The sequence below is a fragment of the Salinibaculum sp. SYNS191 genome, from assembly GCF_037338445.1.
In the GTDB taxonomy this organism is placed as follows: Archaea; Halobacteriota; Halobacteria; order Halobacteriales; family Haloarculaceae; genus Salinibaculum; species Salinibaculum marinum.
In genome coordinates this window covers 1,346,647-1,370,999 of sequence record NZ_CP147838.1, presented here as the reverse complement: position 1 = coordinate 1,370,999, position 24,353 = coordinate 1,346,647, and the positions used below count along the sequence as shown (strand labels likewise).

33 protein-coding genes and 1 pseudogene are annotated in these 24,353 nt (G+C 63.4%); 19 read left to right on the top strand and 15 right to left on the bottom strand.

Annotation, left to right across the window (positions count from 1 at the left end):
• Positions 1–195 precede the first annotated feature (195 nt).
• From WDJ57_RS07425 to WDJ57_RS07405, 5 genes are all read left to right on the top strand, one after another.
• Complete coding sequence (locus WDJ57_RS07425) at positions 196–639, top strand: hypothetical protein (RefSeq protein WP_338905234.1); 444 nt, start codon at positions 196–198, stop codon at positions 637–639.
• A gap of 245 nt (positions 640–884) precedes the next feature.
• Positions 885–1,079 (top strand): hypothetical protein, encoded by a 195-nt coding sequence (locus WDJ57_RS07420; RefSeq protein WP_338905233.1) that lies wholly within the window; start codon positions 885–887, stop codon positions 1,077–1,079.
• Positions 1,076–1,735, top strand: coding sequence for a hypothetical protein (locus WDJ57_RS07415; protein ID WP_338905231.1), 660 nt, complete (start codon positions 1,076–1,078; stop codon positions 1,733–1,735). The genes WDJ57_RS07420 and WDJ57_RS07415 overlap by 4 nt, the downstream gene beginning before the upstream one ends.
• Before the next feature lie 97 nt (positions 1,736–1,832).
• Positions 1,833–2,150, top strand: a complete 318-nt coding sequence (locus WDJ57_RS07410) for a hypothetical protein (RefSeq protein WP_338905229.1) — start codon at positions 1,833–1,835, stop codon at positions 2,148–2,150.
• 112 nt (positions 2,151–2,262) lie between these two features.
• The gene (locus WDJ57_RS07405; RefSeq protein ID WP_338905227.1) at positions 2,263–2,595 is read left to right on the top strand and encodes a hypothetical protein; all 333 of its coding nucleotides are present in this window, start codon (positions 2,263–2,265) and stop codon (positions 2,593–2,595) included.
• A gap of 46 nt (positions 2,596–2,641) precedes the next feature.
• Here WDJ57_RS07405 and WDJ57_RS07400 read toward each other — a convergent pair whose 3' ends face one another.
• Entirely contained in the window at positions 2,642–3,274 is a 633-nt protein-coding gene (locus tag WDJ57_RS07400) for a hypothetical protein (protein ID WP_338905225.1), read from the bottom strand.
• Between the two features lie 281 nt (positions 3,275–3,555).
• Here WDJ57_RS07400 and WDJ57_RS07395 point away from each other — a divergent pair, with 281 nt between their 5' ends.
• Positions 3,556–3,819 (top strand): DUF7692 domain-containing protein, encoded by a 264-nt coding sequence (locus WDJ57_RS07395; protein ID WP_338905223.1) that lies wholly within the window; start codon positions 3,556–3,558, stop codon positions 3,817–3,819.
• A 39-nt stretch (positions 3,820–3,858) separates the two neighbouring features.
• The gene (locus WDJ57_RS07390; protein WP_338905221.1) at positions 3,859–4,371 is read left to right on the top strand and encodes a hypothetical protein; all 513 of its coding nucleotides are present in this window, start codon (positions 3,859–3,861) and stop codon (positions 4,369–4,371) included.
• On the opposite strand, the gene WDJ57_RS07385 is transcribed toward WDJ57_RS07390, so the two are convergent.
• The gene (locus tag WDJ57_RS07385) at positions 4,368–4,601 is read right to left on the bottom strand and encodes a hypothetical protein (RefSeq protein ID WP_338905219.1); all 234 of its coding nucleotides are present in this window, start codon (positions 4,599–4,601) and stop codon (positions 4,368–4,370) included. The two genes, WDJ57_RS07390 and WDJ57_RS07385, sit on opposite strands and share 4 nt — an antisense overlap.
• Before the next feature lie 129 nt (positions 4,602–4,730).
• Here WDJ57_RS07385 and WDJ57_RS07380 point away from each other — a divergent pair, with 129 nt between their 5' ends.
• From WDJ57_RS07380 to WDJ57_RS07355, 5 genes and pseudogenes are all read left to right on the top strand, one after another.
• On the top strand, positions 4,731–4,922 hold the full coding sequence (locus WDJ57_RS07380) for a CopG family transcriptional regulator (protein ID WP_338905218.1): 192 nt from the start codon (positions 4,731–4,733) through the stop codon (positions 4,920–4,922).
• Positions 4,923–4,925: 3 nt separating this feature from the next.
• On the top strand, positions 4,926–5,255 hold the full coding sequence (locus WDJ57_RS07375; RefSeq protein WP_338905217.1) for a hypothetical protein: 330 nt from the start codon (positions 4,926–4,928) through the stop codon (positions 5,253–5,255).
• Positions 5,256–5,257: 2 nt separating this feature from the next.
• Positions 5,258–5,413, top strand: a complete 156-nt coding sequence (locus WDJ57_RS07370; RefSeq protein WP_338905216.1) for a hypothetical protein — start codon at positions 5,258–5,260, stop codon at positions 5,411–5,413.
• A gap of 103 nt (positions 5,414–5,516) precedes the next feature.
• Positions 5,517–6,532: pseudogene (locus tag WDJ57_RS21590) on the top strand (tyrosine-type recombinase/integrase).
• Between the two features lie 194 nt (positions 6,533–6,726).
• The gene (locus WDJ57_RS07355) at positions 6,727–7,518 is read left to right on the top strand and encodes a class I SAM-dependent methyltransferase (protein WP_338905210.1); all 792 of its coding nucleotides are present in this window, start codon (positions 6,727–6,729) and stop codon (positions 7,516–7,518) included.
• A gap of 1 nt (position 7,519) precedes the next feature.
• Here the strand turns inward: WDJ57_RS07355 and WDJ57_RS07350 are convergent, their stop codons facing one another.
• Both WDJ57_RS07350 and WDJ57_RS07345 read right to left on the bottom strand, forming a co-directional pair.
• A complete protein-coding gene (locus WDJ57_RS07350; RefSeq protein WP_338905209.1) occupies positions 7,520–8,647 on the bottom strand; it encodes a DUF6517 family protein in 1,128 nt (375 codons plus the stop codon).
• On the bottom strand, positions 8,647–8,943 hold the full coding sequence (locus WDJ57_RS07345) for a hypothetical protein (protein ID WP_338905207.1): 297 nt from the start codon (positions 8,941–8,943) through the stop codon (positions 8,647–8,649). The genes WDJ57_RS07350 and WDJ57_RS07345 overlap by 1 nt, the downstream gene beginning before the upstream one ends.
• Positions 8,944–9,391: 448 nt before the next feature.
• Here WDJ57_RS07345 and WDJ57_RS07340 point away from each other — a divergent pair, with 448 nt between their 5' ends.
• Complete coding sequence (locus tag WDJ57_RS07340; RefSeq protein ID WP_338905205.1) at positions 9,392–9,625, top strand: zinc ribbon domain-containing protein; 234 nt, start codon at positions 9,392–9,394, stop codon at positions 9,623–9,625.
• A 503-nt stretch (positions 9,626–10,128) separates the two neighbouring features.
• Here the strand turns inward: WDJ57_RS07340 and WDJ57_RS07335 are convergent.
• A complete protein-coding gene (locus WDJ57_RS07335; protein WP_338905203.1) occupies positions 10,129–10,533 on the bottom strand; it encodes a VanZ family protein in 405 nt (134 codons plus the stop codon).
• A 116-nt stretch (positions 10,534–10,649) separates the two neighbouring features.
• Positions 10,650–10,808 carry a C2H2-type zinc finger protein gene (locus WDJ57_RS07330; RefSeq protein WP_338905202.1) on the bottom strand — a complete coding sequence of 53 codons (159 nt, stop codon included), beginning with the start codon at positions 10,806–10,808 and terminating at the stop codon, positions 10,650–10,652.
• Between the two features lie 139 nt (positions 10,809–10,947).
• Here WDJ57_RS07330 and WDJ57_RS07325 point away from each other — a divergent pair, with 139 nt between their 5' ends.
• Complete coding sequence (locus WDJ57_RS07325) at positions 10,948–11,250, top strand: hypothetical protein (protein ID WP_338905201.1); 303 nt, start codon at positions 10,948–10,950, stop codon at positions 11,248–11,250.
• A 349-nt stretch (positions 11,251–11,599) separates the two neighbouring features.
• On the opposite strand, the gene WDJ57_RS07320 is transcribed toward WDJ57_RS07325, so the two are convergent.
• The 6 genes from WDJ57_RS07320 to WDJ57_RS07295 form a co-directional block, all read right to left on the bottom strand.
• A complete protein-coding gene (locus tag WDJ57_RS07320) occupies positions 11,600–12,010 on the bottom strand; it encodes a DUF5518 domain-containing protein (RefSeq protein ID WP_338905199.1) in 411 nt (136 codons plus the stop codon).
• 167 nt (positions 12,011–12,177) lie between these two features.
• Positions 12,178–12,627, bottom strand: a complete 450-nt coding sequence (locus WDJ57_RS07315; protein ID WP_338905198.1) for a hypothetical protein — start codon at positions 12,625–12,627, stop codon at positions 12,178–12,180.
• Between the two features lie 262 nt (positions 12,628–12,889).
• A complete protein-coding gene (locus tag WDJ57_RS07310) occupies positions 12,890–13,282 on the bottom strand; it encodes a DUF5518 domain-containing protein (protein ID WP_338905197.1) in 393 nt (130 codons plus the stop codon).
• Between the two features lie 223 nt (positions 13,283–13,505).
• Positions 13,506–13,730, bottom strand: coding sequence for a hypothetical protein (locus tag WDJ57_RS07305; protein WP_338905195.1), 225 nt, complete (start codon positions 13,728–13,730; stop codon positions 13,506–13,508).
• Positions 13,727–14,944: a CBS domain-containing protein gene (locus WDJ57_RS07300; RefSeq protein WP_338905193.1), complete on the bottom strand. Its 1,218-nt coding sequence runs from the start codon at positions 14,942–14,944 to the stop codon at positions 13,727–13,729. Before WDJ57_RS07300 ends, WDJ57_RS07305 begins: the two co-directional genes overlap by 4 nt.
• A 249-nt stretch (positions 14,945–15,193) precedes the next feature.
• Positions 15,194–15,343 (bottom strand): DUF7557 family protein, encoded by a 150-nt coding sequence (locus WDJ57_RS07295; RefSeq protein ID WP_338905191.1) that lies wholly within the window; start codon positions 15,341–15,343, stop codon positions 15,194–15,196.
• Between the two features lie 417 nt (positions 15,344–15,760).
• Between WDJ57_RS07295 and ubaA the strand changes: the two genes are divergently transcribed.
• Positions 15,761–16,573, top strand: a complete 813-nt coding sequence (gene ubaA, locus WDJ57_RS07290; RefSeq protein WP_338905189.1) for an SAMP-activating enzyme E1 — start codon at positions 15,761–15,763, stop codon at positions 16,571–16,573.
• A gap of 68 nt (positions 16,574–16,641) precedes the next feature.
• Positions 16,642–17,475, top strand: coding sequence for a molybdopterin synthase (locus tag WDJ57_RS07285; RefSeq protein ID WP_338905186.1), 834 nt, complete (start codon positions 16,642–16,644; stop codon positions 17,473–17,475).
• A gap of 77 nt (positions 17,476–17,552) precedes the next feature.
• On the opposite strand, the gene WDJ57_RS07280 is transcribed toward WDJ57_RS07285, so the two are convergent.
• Positions 17,553–18,242, bottom strand: coding sequence for a TOBE domain-containing protein (locus WDJ57_RS07280; RefSeq protein ID WP_338905184.1), 690 nt, complete (start codon positions 18,240–18,242; stop codon positions 17,553–17,555).
• Positions 18,243–18,328: 86 nt separating this feature from the next.
• Here WDJ57_RS07280 and WDJ57_RS07275 point away from each other — a divergent pair, with 86 nt between their 5' ends.
• The gene (locus tag WDJ57_RS07275) at positions 18,329–20,158 is read left to right on the top strand and encodes an archaea-specific SMC-related protein (protein ID WP_338905183.1); all 1,830 of its coding nucleotides are present in this window, start codon (positions 18,329–18,331) and stop codon (positions 20,156–20,158) included.
• A gap of 55 nt (positions 20,159–20,213) precedes the next feature.
• Here the strand turns inward: WDJ57_RS07275 and WDJ57_RS07270 are convergent, their stop codons facing one another.
• Positions 20,214–20,483, bottom strand: coding sequence for a hypothetical protein (locus tag WDJ57_RS07270; RefSeq protein WP_338905181.1), 270 nt, complete (start codon positions 20,481–20,483; stop codon positions 20,214–20,216).
• 329 nt (positions 20,484–20,812) lie between these two features.
• On the opposite strand from WDJ57_RS07270, the gene WDJ57_RS07265 reads away from it, so the two are divergent.
• Positions 20,813–21,367, top strand: a complete 555-nt coding sequence (locus WDJ57_RS07265; protein ID WP_338905179.1) for a helix-turn-helix domain-containing protein — start codon at positions 20,813–20,815, stop codon at positions 21,365–21,367.
• Positions 21,368–21,734: 367 nt separating this feature from the next.
• Positions 21,735–23,276, top strand: a complete 1,542-nt coding sequence (locus WDJ57_RS07260; protein ID WP_338905178.1) for an aldehyde dehydrogenase family protein — start codon at positions 21,735–21,737, stop codon at positions 23,274–23,276.
• Between the two features lie 81 nt (positions 23,277–23,357).
• Here the strand turns inward: WDJ57_RS07260 and rdfA are convergent, their stop codons facing one another.
• Positions 23,358–24,017, bottom strand: coding sequence for a rod-determining factor RdfA (gene rdfA, locus WDJ57_RS07255; protein WP_338905177.1), 660 nt, complete (start codon positions 24,015–24,017; stop codon positions 23,358–23,360).
• Between the last annotated feature and the right edge of the window lie 336 nt (positions 24,018–24,353).

Sequence of the window (24,353 nt, the reverse complement as noted above, 5' to 3'; positions counted from 1 at the left end):
TCAATCAATATCGGCGTATATCACGTTCCGGGATTTATATGCTATCTCTGATGACGTTTCTGTGATGCCCCTACTTGGGCTTGCCACAGCCACAATCGCGGCCATGATTCTCGTCGGACGTACTCGCGGGGTGACTCGCGGGCTGATGTTCGTGATGTGGGTTGTCGTTGCGGCGTGGCACTTCGGAATCAGAGTATGATATCAGTAGATTGCCCCCTGTGTCCGCAATCGTTCGAGAAGGAGAGCGAGACAGCCGCGGAGAACGCTGTTATCGGCCATATCGTCTCGAAAGTCGACGAGGACCACAGAGGACACGGCTACGAGAAGGCGCGTAGACTCATAGATATCTCTGGTGCAGAGGCTGAGATATCAGAGACAACCAGCACAGAGCCACCAGAGACCGCAGTCGCAGACGGTGGGGAGCGGATGGCCCCGCCCACGCCCGAGGTAGAGCCTCAAACCGAGTGTCCGACCTGTGGCGCCGACGGCCAGCCTGTCGACGAGCTGGCCGCTGAGCTTCCCGACAGGGTGCCCGCGCAGGCTGTCGCCCAGCTCCGACAGTACGACCTTGCGTGTCCCGCCTGTACCGGACTCGGTGACGACGGGACTCTGACGACGGAGGTGTGGAACCGTGAGTGACTTCGACGCCGATGCGCTGGCAGCGACTGCGACCGGCGAAGAAGCGACTAGCGCCGGCGAGCAGGCCGCCGAGGCTGCCGCAGAGACGACGGAGAACCATGCGGCCGCCGAGGGCGCGGAGGCTTCTGGAGACGTTGGCAGTACGTCGAGCCTGCGCGAGATGCTGCTGTCGACCGACCCAGGTACTCCACTCAGAACAGGTGGAGGACCCTTGGGACCCCGAACGAGGCGGCTCCACGCGAATCATGCGCGGGTTTCAGAAGGCACTCAGTTTCGACGGACTCCCGGCTGTCGTCGACATCGCCATCGGGTTCGGCGAACTCGTGGTGCAACTCAGCGAGGAACTCCCCGGTCAGTCTCGGTCCCAGGAGAACGCCGACGACGAGAGTGACGAGATGGAGGAGATCGACATCGACACCGGAGGTGCGTCTGGTGTATGACCCAGCCAGACTACTTCACCGACCGTTCGCACCTGCTGATTGCGGGTGTGACGGGTGCCCGGACAGACTACGGCGGAAAGACCGCGCTGGCGAACTGGTGGTGCGACAACCACGGCCGCGCGTCTTTCGACCTCGTGCTGTTCCTGAACTTCAAGCACGACAGCGGGCCGAAGGCGACGGCTGACGCGGACGTGCAGACGGTCGAGGGTGTCGCCCAGGCCATGCGGGAGGGTGCGACCTACATTTCCCTCTCGCCGTCGAGCGCGGACTGGCAGGCCGTCCACGACCGCCTGCGTGCGTTCGTCGACGCACTCCCCAACGACATGGACAAACTGGTTGTCCACGACGAGGCTCCGGAGTATGACGAGGACAGCCTGCGGTGGTTCGTGCGCGTGGCCGGAAACGGAGCGAACTGTAAGAGCCTGATTATCGCGCAGGCCCCCGGCGACCTGAGCATGGCCGTCCGCCGGCAGACTATGCTCTGCTGGATTGGACCGGTCACAGAGGACAACCGTCACGTCTTCGAGGCGAACCACCGGGGCAACCACTTCGACGCGATACAGCGCGAGCACGACCCCTACGTTTGGTCTGTGCTGACTGGCCCCGAAGACGCCGACCGCGACACCTACGACCCGGTGCCGGAGGAGTACGCATGAAGCTCTGTCGAGACTGCAACGTCCGGTACCACAGTGTCGACGGTGAGTGTCCCATCTGCGGAACCTCAGAGGCGCAGAGACCGGAGGGTGCTGCCTGATGCGAGACACACCGAACGAGCGGCAGGGTGCGTTCGCCGAGGAGTGGGTCGCCCGCGAGTACGGGCTGGACCACGCCCCACACGAGGCTGACTGGTACGACGCCGTCCACCCGTCGACGGGGACGAAGTACGAGGTCAAGAGTACCCACAGGACGGTCGACAACGGCGCGACGGGGCGCTTCCGACTGTGGGAGGATCAACACCGCTCCTTGGCGGGCGCGGAGGGCTCGGACGGACAGACAGCGTACTACGCCTTCGTCCTGCTCGACGTCGACGGCGAGGTCGTCGACGTGCAGCGACGGCACCCTCGACGGTGACGCGCATCCTCGACGAGCGCGAGCTGGGTGACGGCTCGCCCTGGAACCGAGCGGGTCATCAGGAACGCGAGGGCGCACAGCACAAACTACCGTACACGGAGGTCTTCGATTCATGATTCAGCAACTCAAGAAACTGGCGTACAGGCTCTCACGCAAGACTGAGAAACAGACAGAGAACGACGGCTTCCTGAGCTACGCCGGTGAGTGGCACAGCCTGACGCTGGGTCTGTCGGTTGGTGGGTCGAGTGCGATTACCGGCACGCCCGAGATCGCGGCGACCGTCGCGATGGTCGCACTTGGCTACAAGGGTGCAAGTGCGATGCCGAACGTCGGAAAAAAGAAAGAGAAGGCGTCTGTCGTGGGCGAGATTCAGCGGGAGCCGTGGTATGCAACGGGTGGTGTGGTACTGGGGTTTGTGGGCGGCCTTTTAATTTCACACATGTAATCTCTTTACTAATAACATCCTCGATATCGAAAATTCACTCGGCAAATCAGCTGATTCTGGCCTTCAAATCTTCTTTTATTCTGTGGACTTTCACAACAGTTTCGGGGCTAGGATACACGATCTCAGCGGCAATCGCTGCCTTCTTTGACACATCGTACACTGGCATTTCCTCCTCTGCCTTCAGGTATTCTTCCTCAGAGAGCTGATCCAGAACATAAAGCTCTGCCAACAGCTCGTTCATCTTCAAGGCGAATAAGCCGACCACGACCATCCCTGATATAATTAGAAGTAGTCGTGGATATCCTAGTATTGGAAATTTGTGAATTACCGATAAGGTCAGCAAAAGCAAAAAAGAGACAATTCCAAACGCGAGAGACACAACTGACCCCCAAAAGATACCATTCCAGATAGAATGTCGGTTTAGGTGGCCCACTTCGTGCTCAACCGTCCGCTCTGCCGATAAATCAGGAAGATGTTCGAACTGCGGCTTATTCAGGAGAATTGTTTCTGCCCCCCATGTTTTTTGCCCTATAATTGCTGAATCGCTTGAAAAATAGTATACTGTCTGCTCTCCATTGCTCGTGGATATCCTATCTACTTTTTCTACACCACCATGCACGAACCGTACAAAGAGCCTCGTCCACCAGTCTCTATATCTCGCGATTAATCCATTTTTCATGAGATTATGTTTGTTACTTGGAAAAATAACGGTTTGGGTGAAGTTACTCTTTGCTGGGTATCTCCGCGACACCCACCACTTGCGCGTCGACAAGAACCGAATGCTCGTTTTGCACATGAACCCCGCTCGTACCATGTGCAGATTTCGGAGATCGCCGTCGCCAGCACCCACCCCAGCGACCCGGTGAGATAGCAATCGCCCCCGATTTCAGGTCAAATCACCCCTTCCAGTTTCTCGCAGATACCGAGGTTGAAGGGGGCATGTGCAAAATCGAGTGAGCGATGCGAATCAACACAGATGGCAAAAAGGAGTTTCGAGAGGACCTGTACGACGACGCTGCCGACGTATTCGGTGAGAACACCCGCGTCGGTGGCATCGACCGCGCTTGTAGGCATGCCTATCAAGACGCGAAAGCGAAAAAACAGGCACTCGAATGGATTGAGAAACACCTTGCTCCCGAACAGGCTGCCGAGCTGTGTGAGATACTGAGTACACGCGAGATGGATATGAAGATTGAGACGACCACATCACTGCACACAGACTGACCGATATCGTTTAGTGACACGACCTCAACCGTTTTTTGTGTGAACCGACGTAACTATCTAGCAAGTATTGGGGCAGTGACTGTCACTCTCGCAGGCTGTACGAGTAGTGACGACGGCGGCGACGGCGACGGCGACAGCGGAGGCTCCGGAAGCTCCGGTGGCTCTCAACCGACGCAGACAGAGACGCCCACACCGACGCCGCAGGAGATTTTGGCGGAGACACGGACGATCCCTGAAGACGAATGGTACCAGTGGGGCTACGATTTCGAGACTGCTCTGGACATCTCGATAGACATGGTTGTCCGTGAAGGCCCAGCCGTGGACTTCTGGTTGCTTACCGAGAGCGAGTTCCAGGAGTTCGATGCTGGCAACCGGTTCCGGCCGACATTAGAAATCAGTGATACTACAGGAGGCAGCACCAGCGGCGTGATCGACCCCGGGCGGGTGTACTTCATCGCGGACAACACCAACGCTGGGGAAGCCGAACCTCCTACAAACTTGGATGATGATATCGCCCGGGTCGAAGTGACCGTTATCGCAGAACGAGCTTAGAACCCGTTGTTCTCCTTTTCGCGTTCGATTTTCTCAGCGACCGCTTCCTCGATGAACTCTCGTCGTTCGTCGTGCTGGTAGGGTTCGTAGAGATCGTCCAGCAGGATGTCGCAGGCCATTATCGTTTCAACTGAGTACCGATACCACGAGGCCTTTGATTGGCCTGCCACCAACCGATTTTCGACCTGCGAATCCAGGTCATCCTCTACTATGAAACTCGCCCTCGCCATTACGTTACATTCATTGATTCAATCACTTAACCTTCTGCATCCGGTACGATTGGTACATGTGTTTCGGTTGAACTTGTTGGAGCATATGGTACAACACTTAAGTAGATTGTGTGAATCAATCTGGGATGCATGGTGACAGTAAATATCACCGTCGGCATGACTCCGGAAATGCTGGAGGATGTCGATAGAGAGGCTGATAACGCGGATATGAGCCGCGCGGAGTACATTCGGCACTGCATCCGACAGGCCGAGGACTCTCCGTTTGACACTCCCGAGAAGACGCTCGGCGAACTCGCAGATGATCAGAAGGGGGCGGCCTAACACATGTCCAGTGAGCCAGACGCCCCCACGCAGTTTTCGGACGCGCTATCCGATAAAGCTCCGGACTCGGTCGACCCCGAGCGCTTGGGTTCGCGCAAACCCGCGCTAGTCGACGTCGTCAACCAGGGTCCGGTGTACGTCGCGGACGCTCGCGTCAGAGAGAGCGGCTGGGTGTACGTTCGGGAGTGGAACGGCACGAGCGCGAACCTCCCGCCCCAGCGCGTCAAGCAGATTCGGCGTATCCATACCGAGCGGTACGGCGAGCGAGACGGCACCGGCATGCGCCCGAAGCGCGTTGCAGACGAAGACTGGCGGGAGAGGGCGAGGGAATGAAGATGACCCATCGGTGCGACTACTGCGGGCGCGAGTACGACACCATCGGCGGGCTGAACCGTCACATCTGTACGGTTCATTCCGGTGTCGTCGAGGACGCGCTGGCAGACGCGAAGCCGTACACCGACACCAGAATGGCGGGTGGGTTCGATGGGTGAGCAGGCCACCTTCGGCGAGTTCGAGCCCGAGTACCACGCTGAGCTGTTTCTCGGGTTCAGGAGCGTGCTGCCGAGGTCGTGCAGGAGCAGGAGGTGACGCTGTGTGTCTGACGATCTCCAGCCGCTTTCGCCCGAGGAAGGTGTCGAGCGGTTCCTCCAGCACCGTGAACCGTCGGTACGAAAGTCGACACTCCAGAACGCTCGGACCCGTCTCGCGTACTTCCTCGATTGGTGCGAGGAACGCGAGATAGAGAACCTGAATACGCTGACCGGCCGCGATATGTCCGACTTCGTGGCGTGGCGGCGTAGCGATATCGCCCCGATTACGCTCCAGAAGCAACTGAGCACCATCCGGATGGCGCTCCGGTGGTGGGCCGACATCGAGGCCGTCCGGGAAGGGCTGGCCGAGAAGGTCCACTCGCCCGAGCTGCCCGACGGTGCCGAATCGCGGGACCACCATATCGAGCCAGAGCGTGCAAAGAAGGCACTGGCGTACTACGAGAAGCACCAGTACGCCAGCCGCGACCACGCGCTCGTCGCTCTAATCTGGCGGACCGGGATGCGTCGGGGTGCTGTCCACTCACTCGACGTCGACGATCTCGAAGCCGACGACCACGCCATTCGGCTGAGCATCGTATCGAGCAGGGGACGAAGCTCAAGAACGGTGAGTCTGGCGAGCGGTGGGTCTACCTCGGCCCTCGCTGGTTCCAGATTCTCGACGACTACGTGAGCAATCCCGACCGGGTCGCAGGGACAGACGAGTATGGGAGAGAACCCCTGTTCCCGAAACGGGACGGCGGTCGCCCTGCTCCACAGACCATCTACAAGTGGGTGATGCGGGCGTTGCACCCGTGTTCCTACGCGAGTTGCCCCCATGACCGCACGCCGGAGACGTGCGAGGCACGCGGTCGAAATTCCAACGTGGCTGCCTGCCCGTCGTCGATAAATCCCCACGCCGTGCGCCGCGGAGCAATCACGCACCATCTGACTCAGGACACACCACCGGAGACGGTGAGCGAGCGGATGGACGTGTCCTTAGAGGTGCTATACGAGCACTACGACGCCCGCACTGAGCGCGAGAAGATGGATGTCCGAACCGGCCACCTACCGGAGGAGTGAACATGCGATACAGTTACCAAACAATATCAAGTTACCGGGGGAGACCCACCCCGCGAGTCCATTCACTTCGTTCGTTCCCTCGCGTGGTCTCACTCGCTTCGCTCGCGAGACCCCCGCGAGTCCACGTTCGACCTGTCGCAGTTCGGAGAGCGGACGACGACAGGGTTTTTTCATCCGGTTGCGTCTGACGCCTCATGCGAGGCCTCCGCGACGTGATGGACTGGGTGGGGCGTGCCGACACGCCGGTCTATGCGACACCGTACGACGAACTCGCGCCGCTGTACGCCTTCGAGCGCGAGCGGATGCGGAACTACCAGGCGGTCGCCGAGTTCGTCGCACGCGAGACGCCCGACGACGCTCGAACGGTGGGGGTCGGTGCTTGCGGACCGGGGTTCGTGCTGGAGGGAGTGAGCGAACACTTCGATACGGTCGTGGGATTCGACCTGAGCCCGACGATGCTCGAACTGGCTGCCGAACGGACGGCGGCTCCGGTCGTCGCGGCCGACCTGCGAACCACGGTCGCACCCGAGACCTTCGACGTCTTCACTATTCTGGGTGGGTCGATTGCGCACCTGCCCGTAATCGATGGCGCGGACAGCGTCCGGGCCGCACTCGAAAGCGCCTACGAGAGTCTCCGACCGGGTGGGGTATTCCTCTGTGACTTCATGAGGCAGGGGGCACTCGAAAGCGGGCGCGTCACGAGCGACACGTTCGCGTCCGAGCGGTTCACGGTCGAGCGCACCGTCATCACGACCGGCGAACCCGACGGCCAGACCGACCTCGGCGGGGTCGGTCGGTACACCTTCGCCTACGAGATCACCGACGACGTGGCGGGCGATACCGTTCGCGTGGGGACCTCGACGCCGGTCCGGGAGTTCAGCGTCGGTGGCTTGCTCGGCGCGACGCTCGGCGCTGGCTTTGCCGACGCCAGGCTGGTGGCACCACCGACTCACGGGGTCGGAATCGTCGCACGCAAGCCGGCATGAGTTACTGGAGTTGCGCGGCGGTCTCGGCGACGAGTGTCCGTGCCTCGACGAGTGCGCTGCTCTCCCGCAGCGTCTCCATCGCCTGCGCTGGCTCGCCCAGCGGGTGGCGGTGGAGGCCGACGACGATCACGTGGTCGTCACCGTCGGCGCGGACGACGTGGAGACCGACCCCCCAGCCGGCGGCCTCACTGCCGAGGACGCCGATGTAGCTCTCGATTTGCGTGTCCTGGTCCAGAAGCGTGGTCGTCCGTGGCCCCTCCTCGGGTGTGACACGCTCGGGGCCGGCCTCGATCTGGAAGTCGGTCCCCTCGCCGAAGCCGGCATCGGCGAGCAGGTTCTGGACGACGTCGCGCTGGAGGAGTTCGTCGGTGTCGATGTGCGAGAGCGGGTTCGTGGAGTTGCCCACGACTTTCGCGTTCGGCGTCGAGACGACGGCAACGCTGAAGGAGACGCCACCCAGCGGAGCCGGTCTCGGGACCGCATCGCCGAAGTCGAACGCTTCGGGCGGGGCCCCGGCCGACTCGGGCCAGTTCGCTGAGACGTTGTCGCCGGGCATGACCATGAGTACGTCCTGTGGGTCGAACGTCTCGCCCTCCTCGACCGGGCGTGCGTTGAGCGCTGCCGGCGGCGCGCCGAAGATTTCGTCGAAGGTTCGCGGTCCAGTCGAGACGATTGCCTGCCGGGCGCGTTCGACTTTCTCGACGGAAATCTCGATCTTGTCGTTCCCCGAGGCCAGCCAGTCCGTGCCGGCGGTCGACCCCGTCTTGGTAGGGACCCAGTTCTGTGCCGGCAGGAAGTCACCGAGTGCGAGGACGTAGGCGTCACCGCGGGGCGCAATCTTCTCGACGCCGATTGCTTCCCCCGGAACGAGTAGCATCGTCGCACTCGGCTCGACGGCCGCATCGAAGTCGATCTTGATTGCCTTGCCCTCCGTGAGGCCACCAGGGACCACGACACTGATCAGGTCACCCGGGACCGTCGGTGTTCCATCGAGCATCCCCAGCGAGACGTCGGAGAGCCCGACCTCCCCGGCGTCGACGACGACCGCTCCTTTGCTGATCAGTCCGCTGTTGGTCAGTTCGACGAACCGGCCCATCCCCGTCCGGAGCGGGCCCATGCGGTCGACCATCACTGCCCCCCGAGCGCGAGGGCCCGCGAGTACACCGCCGTGTGAGTGGTGATCGAGACCGAGACGTTCCCGCCGGCGGCACTCTCGGAGAGCGTCAGCGAGTCGCTCGTGACCTCCCCGAGCTGGAGGGACTCCACTCCCTCCGAGGAGAGCCCGACTGGAGCGGCCTCGAAGGACTGGTTGGTGATTCCCCCACAGCCCGCCAGTGCGACCGCCGAGAGGCCACCGAGCGCCGTGAGGAGTCGACGGCGATTCAGTAGGGTCTCGGGTTCGTCATTTGTCGAGGATGAATACATATTCCAGCAGTATACAACGTACCAGATTATATCAGTTCGGGTACTGTCCGGTACCCCCAGGGCGCTGTTCGGCTACGGAACACTTCTGTTTACTTCCCCATTACTCCCTCTGCTGTACCTAAAAAACTCCTTCCAATCGCCTGACTGCGACGGGATCAAAACGATTCTGTGAAACGGCGTAACGAACCCACCGCGAGTCCATTCACTTCGTTCGTTCCCTCGCGTGGTCTCACTCGCTACGCTCGCGAGACCCCCGCGAGTCCATCTCTTTCGTCCGTTCTTTCGGCTTGATGTTTTCACCCGCTACGTCCGTGAGACCCCCGCGAGCCCCTTCGTTCGGCTCAGTCTCACGGGTTGTCGGACACAGCACCCCGAGATGACCCCTCAACAGAGAGACGACTGGTCGTCGGAGCAGGATTGATGAATACATGCGACATATGCTGGGTCGATGTCAGATAATACGGACGCGGATTCGGATGCCGAACGGGGCTGTCGACGGTGTGGACACGACGAGGCGGCAGTCGGTGAAATCGCGGTGTCGAACCGGGGATACGAGGCGATGGCCGACCTCGACCTGCGAAACATCCAGGTCATCTACTGCACGAACTGCGGGTACACCGAGCACTACCACTCCGACGCAGACGAGGGCGCGCTGGCCGACCTCTTCTTCACGGAACTGTGACCGTCGGTCGGTCGTCGCCGACAGTCTCTCCCTGTCCGGCCGTCCAGATAAGTCCCCGTGTTGGGTTGCGTCACGCGGTGCGAATGTGGAGTGGAATTGAGCAGAAGTGACAAGACTGTAATCCACGCCACAGGCCCATATTGGACTGTTCAGGATTCAGTCGCGGGGGCCGGCTGGACATTGTGGACGTGGGCAAATAGTTCTGCCGATAGTATTGCAATTATAGCACACAATCAACTCGCTCCGGCGTCGGCGGAGTCCGTTCTCGTGGGCTGTTCGGTCGTGACCGTCTCCCGGATATTTCTCCCTCGCCTACTGCCATACACTCAAAGGTAATATCTATCTGACGGCATTTATATCTATTATGGCTGTATTCTTTTCGATATGTTGGTGTAAATATAGAATATCAAGTCATATCCGACTTCAATTAAGAGAACACATCCAAGATGCCGAAAACACGGCCCTGTATTGGGGATTTAAACATATATAGTGCGCTTACGCAGCTATTCTTCGTCAGCATTTCCCGCGACGTACCACCTCCACACGGCGACGACAGTTCCCAGAAGCCCGGCCACGACATCCGCGAGTTCGAACGCTCGGCCGGGGACCCACGTCTGGAGCCGGCCAGTCACCAGACTGTGTGCCGTCGAGACGCAGACGGCGAGGACGGCGGCTTCGCCTCTCGTACAGCGACCGGCGTCGAACGCGTCCGCGACAGTCGCGGCGTACATCGCGTGTCCGACGAGATGAAGGAACTTGTCCGGCCCGACCCGGTCCCACTCGGAGCGCCGCTCCAGCGGCGAGGGCACGACTGACGCGACGAGGAGGACGACCGTGCCCACGGCAGCGCCGCTCCAGCGGGAGTCCGGGAGTCGGTCGTCGATACGGTTCCGTCGATGGGGTCGCATTCGATGGGACGACATTCTGTTGTCGGGGGTACGTTGCTCCGTGCACCGCGGGTGCTCGTCCGGTCGGGCGTCGGCGATGGTCTCGTCTTCACCGACGGCCTCGCTCGCGGTGAGCGCTACTGCTCGAACTTCAGGTCGCGCGCGGGGTCTTCCGCGACGACCCACCAGTGGACGTCCGCTTTGGGATGTCGGCGCTCGACGTGGTCCCTGAGTCCCTGGCCCGTCTCGAAGTCCTTGCCACAGAGGTTACAGCGGTGATGGCGCTTCGACACCATACTCCAACGTTCGGTCCGGTCCCTCTTGGCTCCTTGCACGGCACCCCCCGCGTGACGGGTTCGCCCGCCGACGACGGACCGCACCCGGACTGCACGGCGGTTTTTTAGTAGAGCCGGTCGTTTGTTAGAACGTCGCATCATGTCAATGGAGAAAGCACTGGAGCGGCCGGAATTCGAATCGGTCGATCTGGATATCGACACCGACGAGACGCACCGCTACATCGAGGAGGCGATGAAAGGCCTCGCGGCGTCGGAAGCGAAAGACGGCGTCAAGTACCGGACGACGGACGGGATGCTGGTCGCGGTGGTCGGACGGCGGCCGACCGGCAGCGGCAACGTGAAATCGAAACTGGCCTACCGGACAGCGCCGGCGTCGGAGTCGGCGACCAGGAAGGCCTCGAAGATTCACGACGCGCTGCGGTCCCACGCCATCAACGCCTGACTCGCGGTCGGCCGCGCGTCGGCAGACGCGTCGCAGGCGACCCGGTGACCGGGCATCCGGTCGACTGCCGTTCCGAGACGAGCAGCCACCTCGTGTCGACTCTCATCCCGCGACGCTCGGGGCAGTCCGAACCGAACGCGTGCCGGGAGCAGAACCTGTCTTTACACGCATACGTATGTAAAGAAATCTGTTTGACGACAAAGAATGAGTACGACGAACGTTCTCGCATCGAGGTGTGGTCTACCGTACCCGGACGCACCTCTCGGTCGCGAGGGGAGCAACGCTTGCGGCCGGTACGCGGGTGATGACTGTGTTCGAACTGTTGCGAAAAAGTGTCCGTGTCGTCGTTTCAGGCCGCGGGGCGGCCGACTTCCTCGCTCTCCTCGCGCGGGTACATCCCGCCGAGGTAGCCGCCTACGGTCGCGGGAATCGCGCCGATGACGATGAAGACGAGGAAGGCGATGCCGACGCCGATAGTCGCGAAGACGCCCCCGAGCGAGAGTTCGACGATGGAGACGGCGAGTCCTAGCAGGACGAGCACTGCGGCGAAGACGAGTGCGCCGATAGATCCTGCGAGGAAGCCGTTCCACGCGCCGTTCGTCTGTCCGCTCCGGGCGTAGTATCCCGCCGCGAACCCGCCTGCCAGACCGGCGACGACCCCGCCGACTAACGCGAGCTGCTGGAACGACGTGCTGATTATCGAGAGGAGGGCGATGATGACGAATCCTATTGCCACCGCTCGCCACTTGGTTTCTACCATGACGTTGGTAATATACGCCACGTGACGGCTTAAATTAGCATTGCTTCTTTGATACTATATACTCCTTCGTTCAGTCCCCGACGGACGCGGGCGGCGTGTCCGACCGCAACGGCACGTCGTCGCCGTCCCGAGGGTGAGATGCGTCGCCACGGCGCATCGTGCCCCTGTCAATCAGTTCGGACCGGGTCGTCGAGGTACTGCGCTTCGAGACGGGCCGCGGTCTCGGGACGCTCGACGTACCGTGCGTCGACGAGAGCGACCGTTCCGCCGACGGTCGAGAAGACGAGCGCGGTCACGAGCAGTTCGAGCGCGCCGACCCCGGCGACGGCGCGCATCACCGGGGGCGCGGTGGCGGCCGCGCCCAGGTACGCCGTCGACAGGGCGACGACGCCCGCGACGAGCCCCAGCGCGTGTTCGCCCCCGCTTTGCAGCGGTGACCGCGTTCGCGCGAAGCCGAGGAGACCCGCACTCACCGGGAACATCACCGCGAGTCCGAACGCCCACGTCTCCGTGGTCGTCTCGCCGACGGCGAGCAGGGAGAGCAGTCCCCCGGTCGCGAGGAAGACGGGCAGGAACAGCGCGCCGGCGAGGCGCGCGACGTTCGCCGTCCGATACATCAGCGCCACCTCCCGTCGTCTGTGCCTCGGGGCGGCACTCCCGACTCGTTCGCGGTCGGACGGTTCGTCGACGGTCCAGCGGGGTCGGACGCGACACGGGACAGCTTCATAGTAGGTGTCCCCTATTCGCGGCCTCGCAATCTTAAGCGGTACCATCCGTCCCTGTCTCACCGACCCGTGACTGGGGCGGCAGTTTCACGGCGTGCTCGCGGGACGGGGAGCAAAAACAGGAGTGGGAGGAGTCAGAGTCGGCCCGGGGGGCTCAGCCGGTCGGTTGGCCGACAGTGCTCTCTTTCGGTCCGAGGAGGCCGCCGACTGCGCCGCCGATTGCCCCGGGCAACCCGTAGGCGATGACGAACAGGAGATAGAAGACGCCGACGCTGAACCCGAAGATTCCGGCGCCGATGGTGCCGATGAGGAGCAGGAACAGCCCGACGACGATGCCGCCGATGGTCGTCGCGAGAAGCCCGTGTATCGCTCCGCCACCCGCCCCCTCGCGCGCGTAGTACCCGGCGACCCCACCGGCGATGAGTCCCGTCGTCCCCGCTCCAATCACTGGCAGTGTCGCGTCGGTGAACGGCAGGCCCAGGCCGCTGATGAGGCCGATGACGAACGATGCGACGATGCCGTACAGGACAGCCATCCAGTTTACCATCTCACTATCGTATTCCGTAGTCGCGAGTATAAGCGTAGTTCACGAGAAGTCCGAGTATGATTGTGTTATGGGCTCTATTGGAAGCTTACCGTCGATGCGCTGTCTAGAACCCTCCCGACAGTCGCACGGTTTCCTCCGCTGTCGCCCGTCGGTCCCGGCTATCCGGGTCGGTCCGCGTCCCGAGTGCTGACGGTTCGCCCGGCGGCGCTGTGACAGCGTCCGCTCAGCGCATCTCGTCGAGCGACACGAAGCCGCCGTCGCGGGCGAGGACCCACTCAGAGACAGCGGTCCGCCCCATCCCCGGGAGCGGGGAGATAGAACAGACTTTGCCGCCGGCCCCCGTCGAGACGATGGCGACGAACACCTCGTCGTGTTCCGGGACGGGGAGGTCCGCGTCGTCGGCGTCGGTCGGTGGAGCGTTCATGATGGTCCCGGCCCCGGGCGTCACTCCTCCAGCAGCCAGCCGAAGCGTTTCTCCCAGTACTCCTCGTTCGGCGGCTTCTTGCTCCGTCCGTAGGTCTTCTGGTCGCGAATCTGGCGCTCCAGGATGTCTCGCGCCTCGTTGAGCGCCTGCGTCGCGCCGTAGCCCTCGCCCGAGGCGATGAAGAGGCCGCGGTCGGTCGAGAGGCGGATGCGGGCCAGCAGTAGCGGCGTCCCCCGCTGTTTCTCGTCGTGTTCGTGCAGGTGGACCTTCGCGTCGAGGACGCTCATCCCCTCGTCCCGGCTGTCGAAGGTGTCGACCATGTTCACTATCTCGTCGTAGCTCATGTCGTCGATGAGGTCGGTGCCGTAGACCTGCACGGGGCGGTTTCCGCCCGCCTCCCACGTGAGCGCGTCGAGGACGTCGGTCTTCGTGACGATACCGAACGGGTGTCCGTCCTCCGTCACGAGCAGCGAGGAGGCGTCGATGGCGAACATCTCATCGACCGCCGTCTGGAGCGTCTCGTCGGCTCGAATCGTCCGCACCGGCGACACCATGAGGTCCCTGACCGGGAGGTCCAGCAGTCGTGCGCTCTCGCCCTCGCGGGCGCCGAACCCGCCGCGGCGGATGCGTCCCGCACTCTTCGACAGGTCGCCACCGACGGCGTCCGTCCCGCTGGCGTCGCCGCCCTTGCTCTGGTCGACCGAGCGCACGGTGAAGTCCGTGAGGTCGTAGAGGCTCAGGATGCCAAGCGCCGTGTCGTCCTCGACGACCGGCAGGTGCGTGAAGCCGTGGTCCCGGAAGACGTGCAGTGCGTCGCCGAGCGTGGACTCCGGGTCCACCGTGACCAGGTCGCCGGTGTGGGCCTCGGCTACCGTCGCCGCATCGAGAAACGACTGCACGGCGCGGAGGATGTCGTCGACCGTCACGACGCCCAGCAGGGTGTCGCCCTCGAAGACCGGGAGCAGGTGCGAGTCGCTGTCTATCATGAGCTGTGCGACCCGGCGGACGTTCTCGTCCGGGGCGAGCCGCGGGACGTGCCAGACGAGCGACCCGACCTTCGCGTTCGGTTGCTGGTTCGAGGTGGCGAGTTGCCGCCGGGTCACGACCCCCTCGAACTCGTCGCCGTGTACGACGACCCCCTCGACCGACGGGTCCTGGAACGTCCCGACGAGTTTCGAAACGCGCGTCTCCGGGGTGAACTCTACGTAGTCGTCCGAAACGATGTCACCGATGTCCATTGTTGTGTCCTTGTTTCCGGGTGGATGTGGTTCGAGGCGATGCCACTGCCGGTGGGTGGCCGGCGTCCGGGCCGGCTACCGGTGCAGGTGTTCCCGTAGTTGGAATCACGACGTCCAGGGGCTTGGTAGCACCGCTCGTTCTCACTGCTCTGGAACGGGCCGCGGACGCACCCGCGGGCTCGCGGCGGCGTCACGAGACTGCGCCGGGTACGTGGCGCGACGCTGGCGGGGAAAGCGGCCACGCCGGGGTCACTCCGAGTACCCCTCCTGCAGGAAGGCGCCCTCGGTCTCGTACATCGAGACCAGCTCTTCGATGAACTCCTCCGGCGTTTCTCCCTCTTCGAGGTGGTCTTCCAGCCGTTGCTGCAGTTCGTCGCTGATTTCGAGCGTGTGTGTCATAGTTTGCGGTACGTCATCAGTGACCACGGGCGGAACGGTCAAATATCTGTTTGGCACTCACCGGCCAGTCGCCTGCCTCGTCCACACCGCCGGGGAGGCGAACGCGGCCGTCGTTCGGGCACTCTCATCGACGAACGCGCCGTGATACCCGAACTTAGCGGCGGTACGATACTATAATCTGCTATCCTTCTCTATATCTCCCTCCTATCGTGCCATATTTTCACTATTGTTCATAACTAACCCGGGATAGAGATATCTGTGCCCAGTTGTAACCCTCTTTTACACTGGACGCCGCCTGGCTGTTTGGCCGGCGCGACGCGAGCGAGACGCGTACCGGTGGTCACGCGGTCGAGCGGCGCGCTCGAACCGCTCCGGGCCACCGGGCGACTTTTGACCGTGCCCGTCCAACCGACGCCAATGAGCGAACTGAGCCTCGACGCCGAACAACTCGACCGCTACTCCCGACACGTCATCATGGACGACGTCGGGCCGGAGGGACAGGCGGCGCTGCTGGACGGGTCGGTCCTCGTGGTCGGGGCCGGCGGGCTGGGGTCGCCGGTCATCCAGTACCTCGCCGCTGCCGGGGTCGGGCGCATCGGTATCGCGGACGCCGACGTGGTCGAGCGGAGCAACCTCCAGCGGCAGGTCATCCACGGGGACGACGACGTCGGCCGGCCGAAGGTCGACAGCGCCGCCGAGTTCGTGGCCGCGCTCAACCCCGACGTCACCGTCGAGCGCCACGAACTGCGCGTCGCGCCCGACAACGTCGCCGACCTCATCGAGGGGTACGACATCGTCGTCGACGCCTCCGACAACTTCCCGACGCGGTTCCTGCTGAACGACGCCTGCGTGCTCGCGGACAAGCCGCTCTCTCACGGCGCTATCTACCGGTTCGAGGGCCAGGCCACCACGTTCACGGGCGGCCAGCCGTGCTATCGGTGCCTGTTTCCCGAAGCCCCGCCGGAGGGGACCGTCCCCGACTGCGCGACGGCCGGCGTCCTGGGCGTGCTCCCCGGCGTCGTCGGTGCGATTCAGGCGACCGAAGTCGTCAAACTCCTCATCGGCCACGGCGAGACCCTCGAAGGCCGCCTGCTCATCTACAACGCCGCCGACATGACGATGGAGACGGTCCCGCTCCAGCCCCGGCCGGACTGTCCGGTCTGTGGACCCGACGCGATGCAGTCCCTCTCGGAGGCCGACTACTCCGAGAGCTGTGCCGTCCCCGAGTGAGGGCCAGCGGGTCCAGAGACCTCAATGACGAGCGACAGGTACATACTGCCCGCACCCGCACACGACGTATGAAGATTCTCGGAATCGTGGGTCCGTCCGGTTCCGGTACGACGGCCGCGGTGGAGCGAATCGTGTCACGGCTGTCCGAGCGCGGTTCGGTCGCGACGGTTACGCACGTCGAGGGGGACGCGCTCACCGACGGCGCGGACGCAGTCGGGACGCCGACTGCCGACGCAGCCGAGGCGCACTGGGTCGCCGAGGACGGGTCGTGGGTGGCCGTCGGCGAGGACCGCACGCTCGACGACGCGCTGGCGACGCTCGCGCCGCAGTACGACTACGCCGTCGTCGAGGGGTACCCCGACGCGACGCTCCAGACCGTCGCACTGGGCGACGCCGAACACGAGGGGGAGACAGTCGCGACTGCGCCGGACGCCGAGTCGGTCGACCTGGCGGCGGTCGTCGACGCCGTCGAGGAGCAGGACGACTTCGAGACGCTGGAGTCGCTCGTCGCGCAGGTCAAGCGCTCGCCGGACTCGGAGTACTCGGGAGCCATCGCCACGTTCACCGGGCGGGTCCGCACGAAGAACGGGTCCGAGGACACCCCGACGGACTACCTGGAGTTCGAACGGTACGACGGCGTCGCGGAAGAGAAGATGGCCGCTATCAAGTCGGACCTGGAGGCCCGGGAGGGCATCTACGAGGTCCTGCTCCATCACCGGACCGGCGTCGTCCGCCGCGAGGAGGACATCGTGTTCGTGGTCGTCCTGGCGGGGCACCGCTCGGAGGCGTTCGAGACCGTCGAGGACGGCATCAACCGCCTGAAGGCCGAGGTCCCGCTGTTCAAGAAGGAAGTCACGGTCGACGGGGAGTTCTGGGCGCACGAACCCGACCTCGTCGACTGAGGGCCCGCTCCACGGCCCCCGTCCGCGCAGTCGCGTCCGCCAGCGACGTCGCAGGTGGCCGAGGTCACTGCGACCGGTCAGGTCGTCGGGACGCCCCGCGTCGCGGTCGCTTTGAACGAGACGGTCACCGGCGCTCCCTTCTCGAGGCCGAGGCGCTCGACGCTCGCAACGGTGACGATGGCGCTCAGGTCGACGGCCGCCCCCACGTCGACGGTCACGTGGCTCACGCCCTCGCCGCGTTCGAGCGACTTGACCGTCCCCGAGAGGTGGTTGCGGGCGCTCGTCGCGTCGGGCGACGGCGTCTCGTCGGGAGCCTGCAGTGTCACCGCGTCCGCCTGCACCGCGAGGCTCAGTTTCTCGCTGTCCGGTGGAGCCAGTGCCTTCACCGTGCCGACCGAGGTTTCGACCGTCGCCAGCCGCCCCTCCCGGTCGACGACCTTCCCGGACAGGACCGTCTCCTCCGTCTCGGCGACGCCGGTGACCGCCGCCTGTAGCCGTTCGTACCGGACGGTCAGCGACCGCGCCCGTTCGGTCAGCGCGCTGCCGCCGCCGCCGGACCCGCCCCGGTTGCGCTCGACGAGGTCGCCGAAGCACTCTTCCAGGGCCACGATGCGCTGCTGTGCGCGCGAGTACGACCGGCCCAGTTCCGTCGCGGCACGGTTTATCGAGCCGTAGGAGTCGATGGCCCGCAGCAACTCCACGTCCCGCTGGCCCAGCGTCTCCTCCGCGCCGCCGATGTACACGTCGAAGTCGGGGGGGAGGTCCATACCGGAGGTAGCCGGCCGCGTGCTAAAAGCGTTTATTGCCGCAGAGGCGTGAGCCTTTATGTCCCCTCCGCCTGACGTGGGAAACGATGTGGCAGCTCGATATCCGGAATATTGCGGGTATCCGCTCCGGTGACGCGGACCTGTATCCCGGTATCAACGTCGTCCGGGCGGAGAACTGGCAGGGGAAATCGAGCTTCGTGGCCGCACTGCAGGTCGTCATGGGAACGACGGGCGACGACGGCGCGGACCACCCCCTCACGGACGGCGCGTCCGATGGTGCCGTGGGACTCGAAACGGAGGCGCAGACGTACGAGACGGAACTGGTGCGCCGCGGCGAGACGGTCACCCGCCACGGCGACACGTATCTCACCGACGACCAGGACCGGCTCTGTGCGCGGCTGTTCGCGTTTCTGGGGGAGCAAAACCCCGTCCGCGAGGCCGTCCGGAGCGGGGGCGACCTGGCGGCGCTGCTGACCGAGCCGCTGGCTGTCGAGAACATCGACGAGCAGATTGCACAGCTGAAGCGGGAGCGGCGCTCGGTCGAGACGGAACTGGAACGTGCGGAGGACGCCGCCGACCGCCGCAGGGCGGTCGAAGCCGAGATAGCCGAACTGGAGGAGGAACTCGCCCAGTTGCGCGCCGAGCGCGACGCCGTGACCGACGAGACCGACGCGGCCGGGGAACGCCCGGACCAGGAGGAACTCAGCAGCAAGCGGGCCGAGAAAGAGCAGTTGCAACACCGCATCAGCACGCTCGAGAACAAGATAGACCGCCAGGAGGACCGACTCCGGGAGCGGCGGGAGGAACTGGCTGCCCTCACGGTCCCGGCGGAGCCGGACCTGTCGACGGATATCGACGCGAAGCGCGCAGAAATAACGGAACTTGAAGCGAGTATCAACCTGCTCGGTGACCTCTACCGGGTGAACAAGCGGGTGCTCGACGAGGAGCGGGTCGACCTCGTGACGGAGCTGGACCGGACGCTGGCCGGCGACGAACTGGACTGCTGGCTCTGTGGCCAGGCGACCACCGAATCCGCGATTGCCGACCGGCTGTCGGCCATAGACGAGAGGCGGACGGCCCTCCGCAGCCAGAAGTCGGCCCTCCAGGACGAGATTAGCGAGATTCGGGACCGCCGTGACGAGATTCGAACGCAGCGGCGACGGAAACAGGACCTCGAAGCCGAGGTCAGCGAACTGCAGGTCACCCTCGACGAGAACCGGTCACGGCTGGCCGACCTCAGAGAGCGCCTCGACGCGGTGACCGAGGACGTCGAACGGCTCCGTGCGAACGTCGAGGAGACGAGCGCGCAGGTGACCGACCTGGAGAGCGACATCAAGTACACACAGAACGAACTCGCGGACAGGCGTGCCGAACTCGACGAACTGGAGACAGAGGCCGAGCGCCGGACGCAGTTGCAGGACGAGCGGGACGCCCTGACCGCGGAACTGGAGTCGCTGCGGACCCGCCGACACGACAAGAAACGGGAACTCGCGGAGCGATTCGAGGAGACGATACGGGACATCGTCGCGACCCTGGAACCCGGGTTCGAGTTCGCCAGGCTGACGCCGAAGACGGACGCCGAGGGCGACATCACGGATTTCGACCTCGTCGTCGCCCGCGACGGGCGCGAGACGACCCTCGACGCGCTGAGCCAGGGGGAGGTCGAGATTCTCGGCATCGTGACGGCACTCGCCGGCTACGAGACGTTCGACGTCGCCGACCGGGTTCCGGTGATGCTTCTGGACGGGTTGACTGCCCTCTCGAACGAGAACTTCCACGCGATAGTGGAGTACGTCCGGGAGCGACCGGAGATTCTCGTGACGACCGCCTATCCGGAAATCGACGAGTTCGAGGGGCACGTCCTCGACCCGAACCGCTGGGACGTCGTCTCGGACCGGCAGCGCTCGGCTCCCTGACCGACCGCGTCGGCGCTCGCGCGTCCCGCGGGGCACAGCGGAGTGGCCGACCCGGTCACTGCTCGAAGGACCGCCACTGTCCGAGGGCGTGCGGGAAGCTGAACTCCACGACTGTGAGGTCGACGAGCGTGTAGGTGTCCGTCGCCTTCCCGTTCGTCCCGTATCCGGTCCGCTCTATCGTCCCCCGCAGGACTGCGGTGGGTCTGGGCGGGTCCGAATCCGTGATGCCCGACACGCTGTGGTCCTCGTGGTACACGCCGAACAGCTCCCAGCCGGACAGCGCCTCCCAGTTGGCGCAGGCGAGGGCAGTCTCGCCCGCCTCCATGCGTAGCTTCTCGTCCGACTCCCCCAAGTCATCACATCGCTTACAAACCGGCTCCGTCGAGGCGCTCTCCGTGATGTCCACGCCGGAGAGCTCATACCGCAAATATGAGTCTATCGGCGCGGGCTCCCCGTATTTTCCATCTTCCATGATTGTATCAGTCCCCTATTAGTCACGACACTGAAAAGTCGACAACTCGTACATATAAACCCACCGTTCACCCCCGTTTTGGATTACATTGTACACCGTTTTTGAGGATATAGATAGATTTATAGGGAGTGTCAGAAAGGTTGTACTGTAGCCCTGACAACCGGTAACACGACCACTGTGACATGACGGACACCAACGACGCGGACGACATCGGGTTCTCCCCGCGCGATATCGCGATTCTGAAAGCGCGGATCAAGTACCCGACGGCCTCCGTACGGGAACTGCAGGAGACGCTGGACGAGGAGTACGACATCTCGCTGTCGCACAATCGGGTGAACGAAATCCTCCGGGAACTCAAATCCGAGGGGCTCTTTCGCCTGTTCGCGGCACCCGCCATGCGACTGTTCGAGTACCACCTCTTTCGTGTCTCCTTTCACTATCCGAGCTTCGAGGAGCGGTGGGAGGACTGTCACGCCGACCTCGTCCGTGACCCGCACGTCATCCTGTTCTTCACCGCCGAGGATTACCACCAGTGGCAGTTCATCACGCAGTTCCGGACCGACGAGGACAGCGAGGAGTGGAAACTCGAGTTCTTCCAGAAGCACGGCGACATCATCGCCGAGTTCGACAAGACCTCTCTCCCGAGCGTCCACAAGTTCGACATCGACGCGGCCATCTTCGACGACGTGCTCCAGGAACACGACGAGGGCGAGCAGTTCCTCGAATCGAACCTCTGAGGCGGGGACGCCGTCGTTACCGCCGACCGGGAGGCTCCCTCCCTTTCCGCCTGATGTATTAATATCTGACACTTTTCTCTGCAAACGAATCAAGTAACTTTTCTCTGTCAGTATCACTTCTCTGTTCGTCCTGTATTGGTCGACGGGGCGTCTCGACGGAGCGGGCTCACTTCATATCAAATTATAGAAACGTACGGTCGAGTCCATCTTTCCGGTCGGTTTCGGCCACTACCGTGAGACTATGGCGGGACGACTGCTCGCACTCTGTCGCCTCCGAACGGGTCCGTCCGACCCGCACGTACCTGTCGTCGTTCCCGAAACTCAGCCATAACTATATATACTTATATCTGAAATCTTGCCACACTTCATGTCTCTCGACGACCCTCATGCGAGTGGCGGGTCAGACAGCATCAAGCGGCGGCACCTCAGGGCAGCCTCGCAGCACATCTCCACGCGAAAGCGACGACTCTTCATCGACGGCGAGTGGCGGGAGTGTGCGAGCCGCCAGACGTTCAAGACGCACGACCCGACGACGGGCGACGTACTCGCAGAAATCCAGGCTGGAGCCGAGACGGACGTCGACAGGGCCGTCGAAGCGGCCTGGGACGCCTATCGGAACCGCTGGGCCGAGTCTTCGGCCGCCGAGAGACAGCGGATACTCAACACGATCGCCGACCGCGTCGAAGCGAACCACGAGAAGTATGCGATTCTCGACACACTAGACAACGGGAAGCCGATCACCGAGTCGCGTACCGACATCGACCTCTTCGTTGACCATTTCCGATACTTCGCAGGGGCGTGTCGGTTCCATGATGGGTCGAACATTCGGTCGCAGGGCAATCGACGAATCCAGACCACGAAAGAGCCCTACGGCGTCGTCGGGCAGATCATCCCGTGGAACTTCCCGATGTTGATGACCGCCTGGAAACTCGCCCCCGCGCTGGCAGCCGGCAACACCGTCGTGTTGAAGCCGGCGGAGGAGACCCCGCTGTCGGTTCTCGAACTCATGCGCGAGGTCGAGGACGTCATCCCCTCGGGCGTCGTCAACGTCGTCACCGGCAGCGGTCCAGAGGCCGGGTCACCGCTGGTGACGCACGAGGACATCCGGAAAATCGCGTTCACGGGCTCGACGGAGGTCGGCAAAGGGGTGATGAAGCGGGCGGCGGTGAACATCACCGACGTCACGCTCGAACTGGGCGGGAAGAGCCCGGTCGTCGTCTATCCCGACGTCGACGTCGGGAAGGCGGTCGACGTCACGACCCGAGCGATGTTCTTCAACAACGGGGAGTGCTGTTCCGCCGGCACGCGCCTGTTCGTCCACGAGGACATCGAAGACGAGTTCATGCCTGCATTCATCGAGGCGGTCGAGGCCCTCGAAATCGGTGACCCGCTCCTGGAGGAGACGGACCTCGGACCACAGATCACGCCCTCGCAGGCCAACAAGACGATGCAGTACCTCGGCTCGCTGCGCGAGGACGACGTCGAGATTCTCACCGGCGGCTACGAACCCGACGAGGAGCCGCTGCGACAGGGCTGTTACGTGGCCCCGACCGTGGTCTCGGAGACCGACCACGACGCGCAGGCGGTCCAGGAGGAGATCTTCGGACCGGTCGAGGTCGTGTTCTCGTGGAGCGACTACGACCGCCTGGTCGAGTGCGTCAACGACGTCAGCTACGGCCTGGCTGCCGGCGTCATCACCGACGACATCGACCGGGCCTACCGGACGGCGGACGACCTCGACGTGGGCAACGTCTGGGTGAACACCTACAACCGGTTCCCCGCCGGACAGCCCTTCGGTGGCACCAAGGAATCGGGAATCGGCCGGGAGGTCGCCGCCGAGACGCTCGACGAGTACACGCAGACCAAGACGATGACCCTCGAACTCGACGACCACGACGAGCAGTTGTGACGCGTCCAGGGTCGGCGGTGACCCGTTCAGAACTCGACGGCACCTGCCCATCAGTGTCGGGAGCGGCCCGGGCCGGCGCGGTCAGTTCGTGGAGTTGAGTATCGTGGAGTCGGTCACCGCCGACGAATCGCGGTGCGTCTGGCAGATGAACTGCCGGTCGAGTGCGGTCCGGAGGCGGACCTGCGTCGAGCACTCGGGACAGGTGAGGAATATCGAGACGTCGATACCGGCGTCGGCACCGTCCGGTAGCTCCCCCTTGTTGGCGAGCGACTGCACGGACTCGCTCACCTTGCGTTCCAGGTGGTCCCTGCTGCGCTCTATCTGCTCCAGCTCCCAGTCGGTGTTCCCGTCCGTCGACGTCGCGGCGTCTTTCGACGCGCCCAGGCAGTCCGTCAGGTGGCGGCGCATCGTGCTCCGGGACACGAAGTCGCCGAGCAGGGCCTCGCCGTCGATGCCGTCCGACGCGAGGTCGTCGATGACCTCACCTTTCTCGACCGCGTCGTCCCCGGTCAGGGCCTCGTATTCGCTGCTGATTCGGACGTCTGTCACGCTCCGTCCGTTCTCGGTGTAGACGTCACGGAGCAGTTTCTGGTTGAACCAGTCGGCGAGCTTTCGCACCCCTTTCGCGGGATACTCGCCGATGCCGAGCCACCGCGCGACGAGGTAGTCGTGGATGTTTTCGTCCGCGTTGACGGTGACGTCGCGCTTCTCGACGACGAGCCCCACTTTACAACAATCCATGCGTTCCTGTCCGACCCTATCTCACCACAGCCGATTAATAATTTCGGTATTCTAAAACATTGCGTCGAGATGTACGTTCATACAGTACAATCTCCTCGACTGCCAGTACGTGGGAACGCGACGGCGTTCGACCCTGGATATGTCTATCAGACAGAACTGCGCGGACGGACGGTGCTCCGCGTCCCCTATCGGTGGGGCATTACAATGTAATAATCGACCATCCGAGTTCCCCGTCGAGTCCACACGCCCGCGTCGGAAGCGGGTACTCGTGTGGCCCGATAGCGGCTTCCGGGTCGGCAATGGTGGTTTTATACAGGTAGAGCGCGTTCGTCCCGC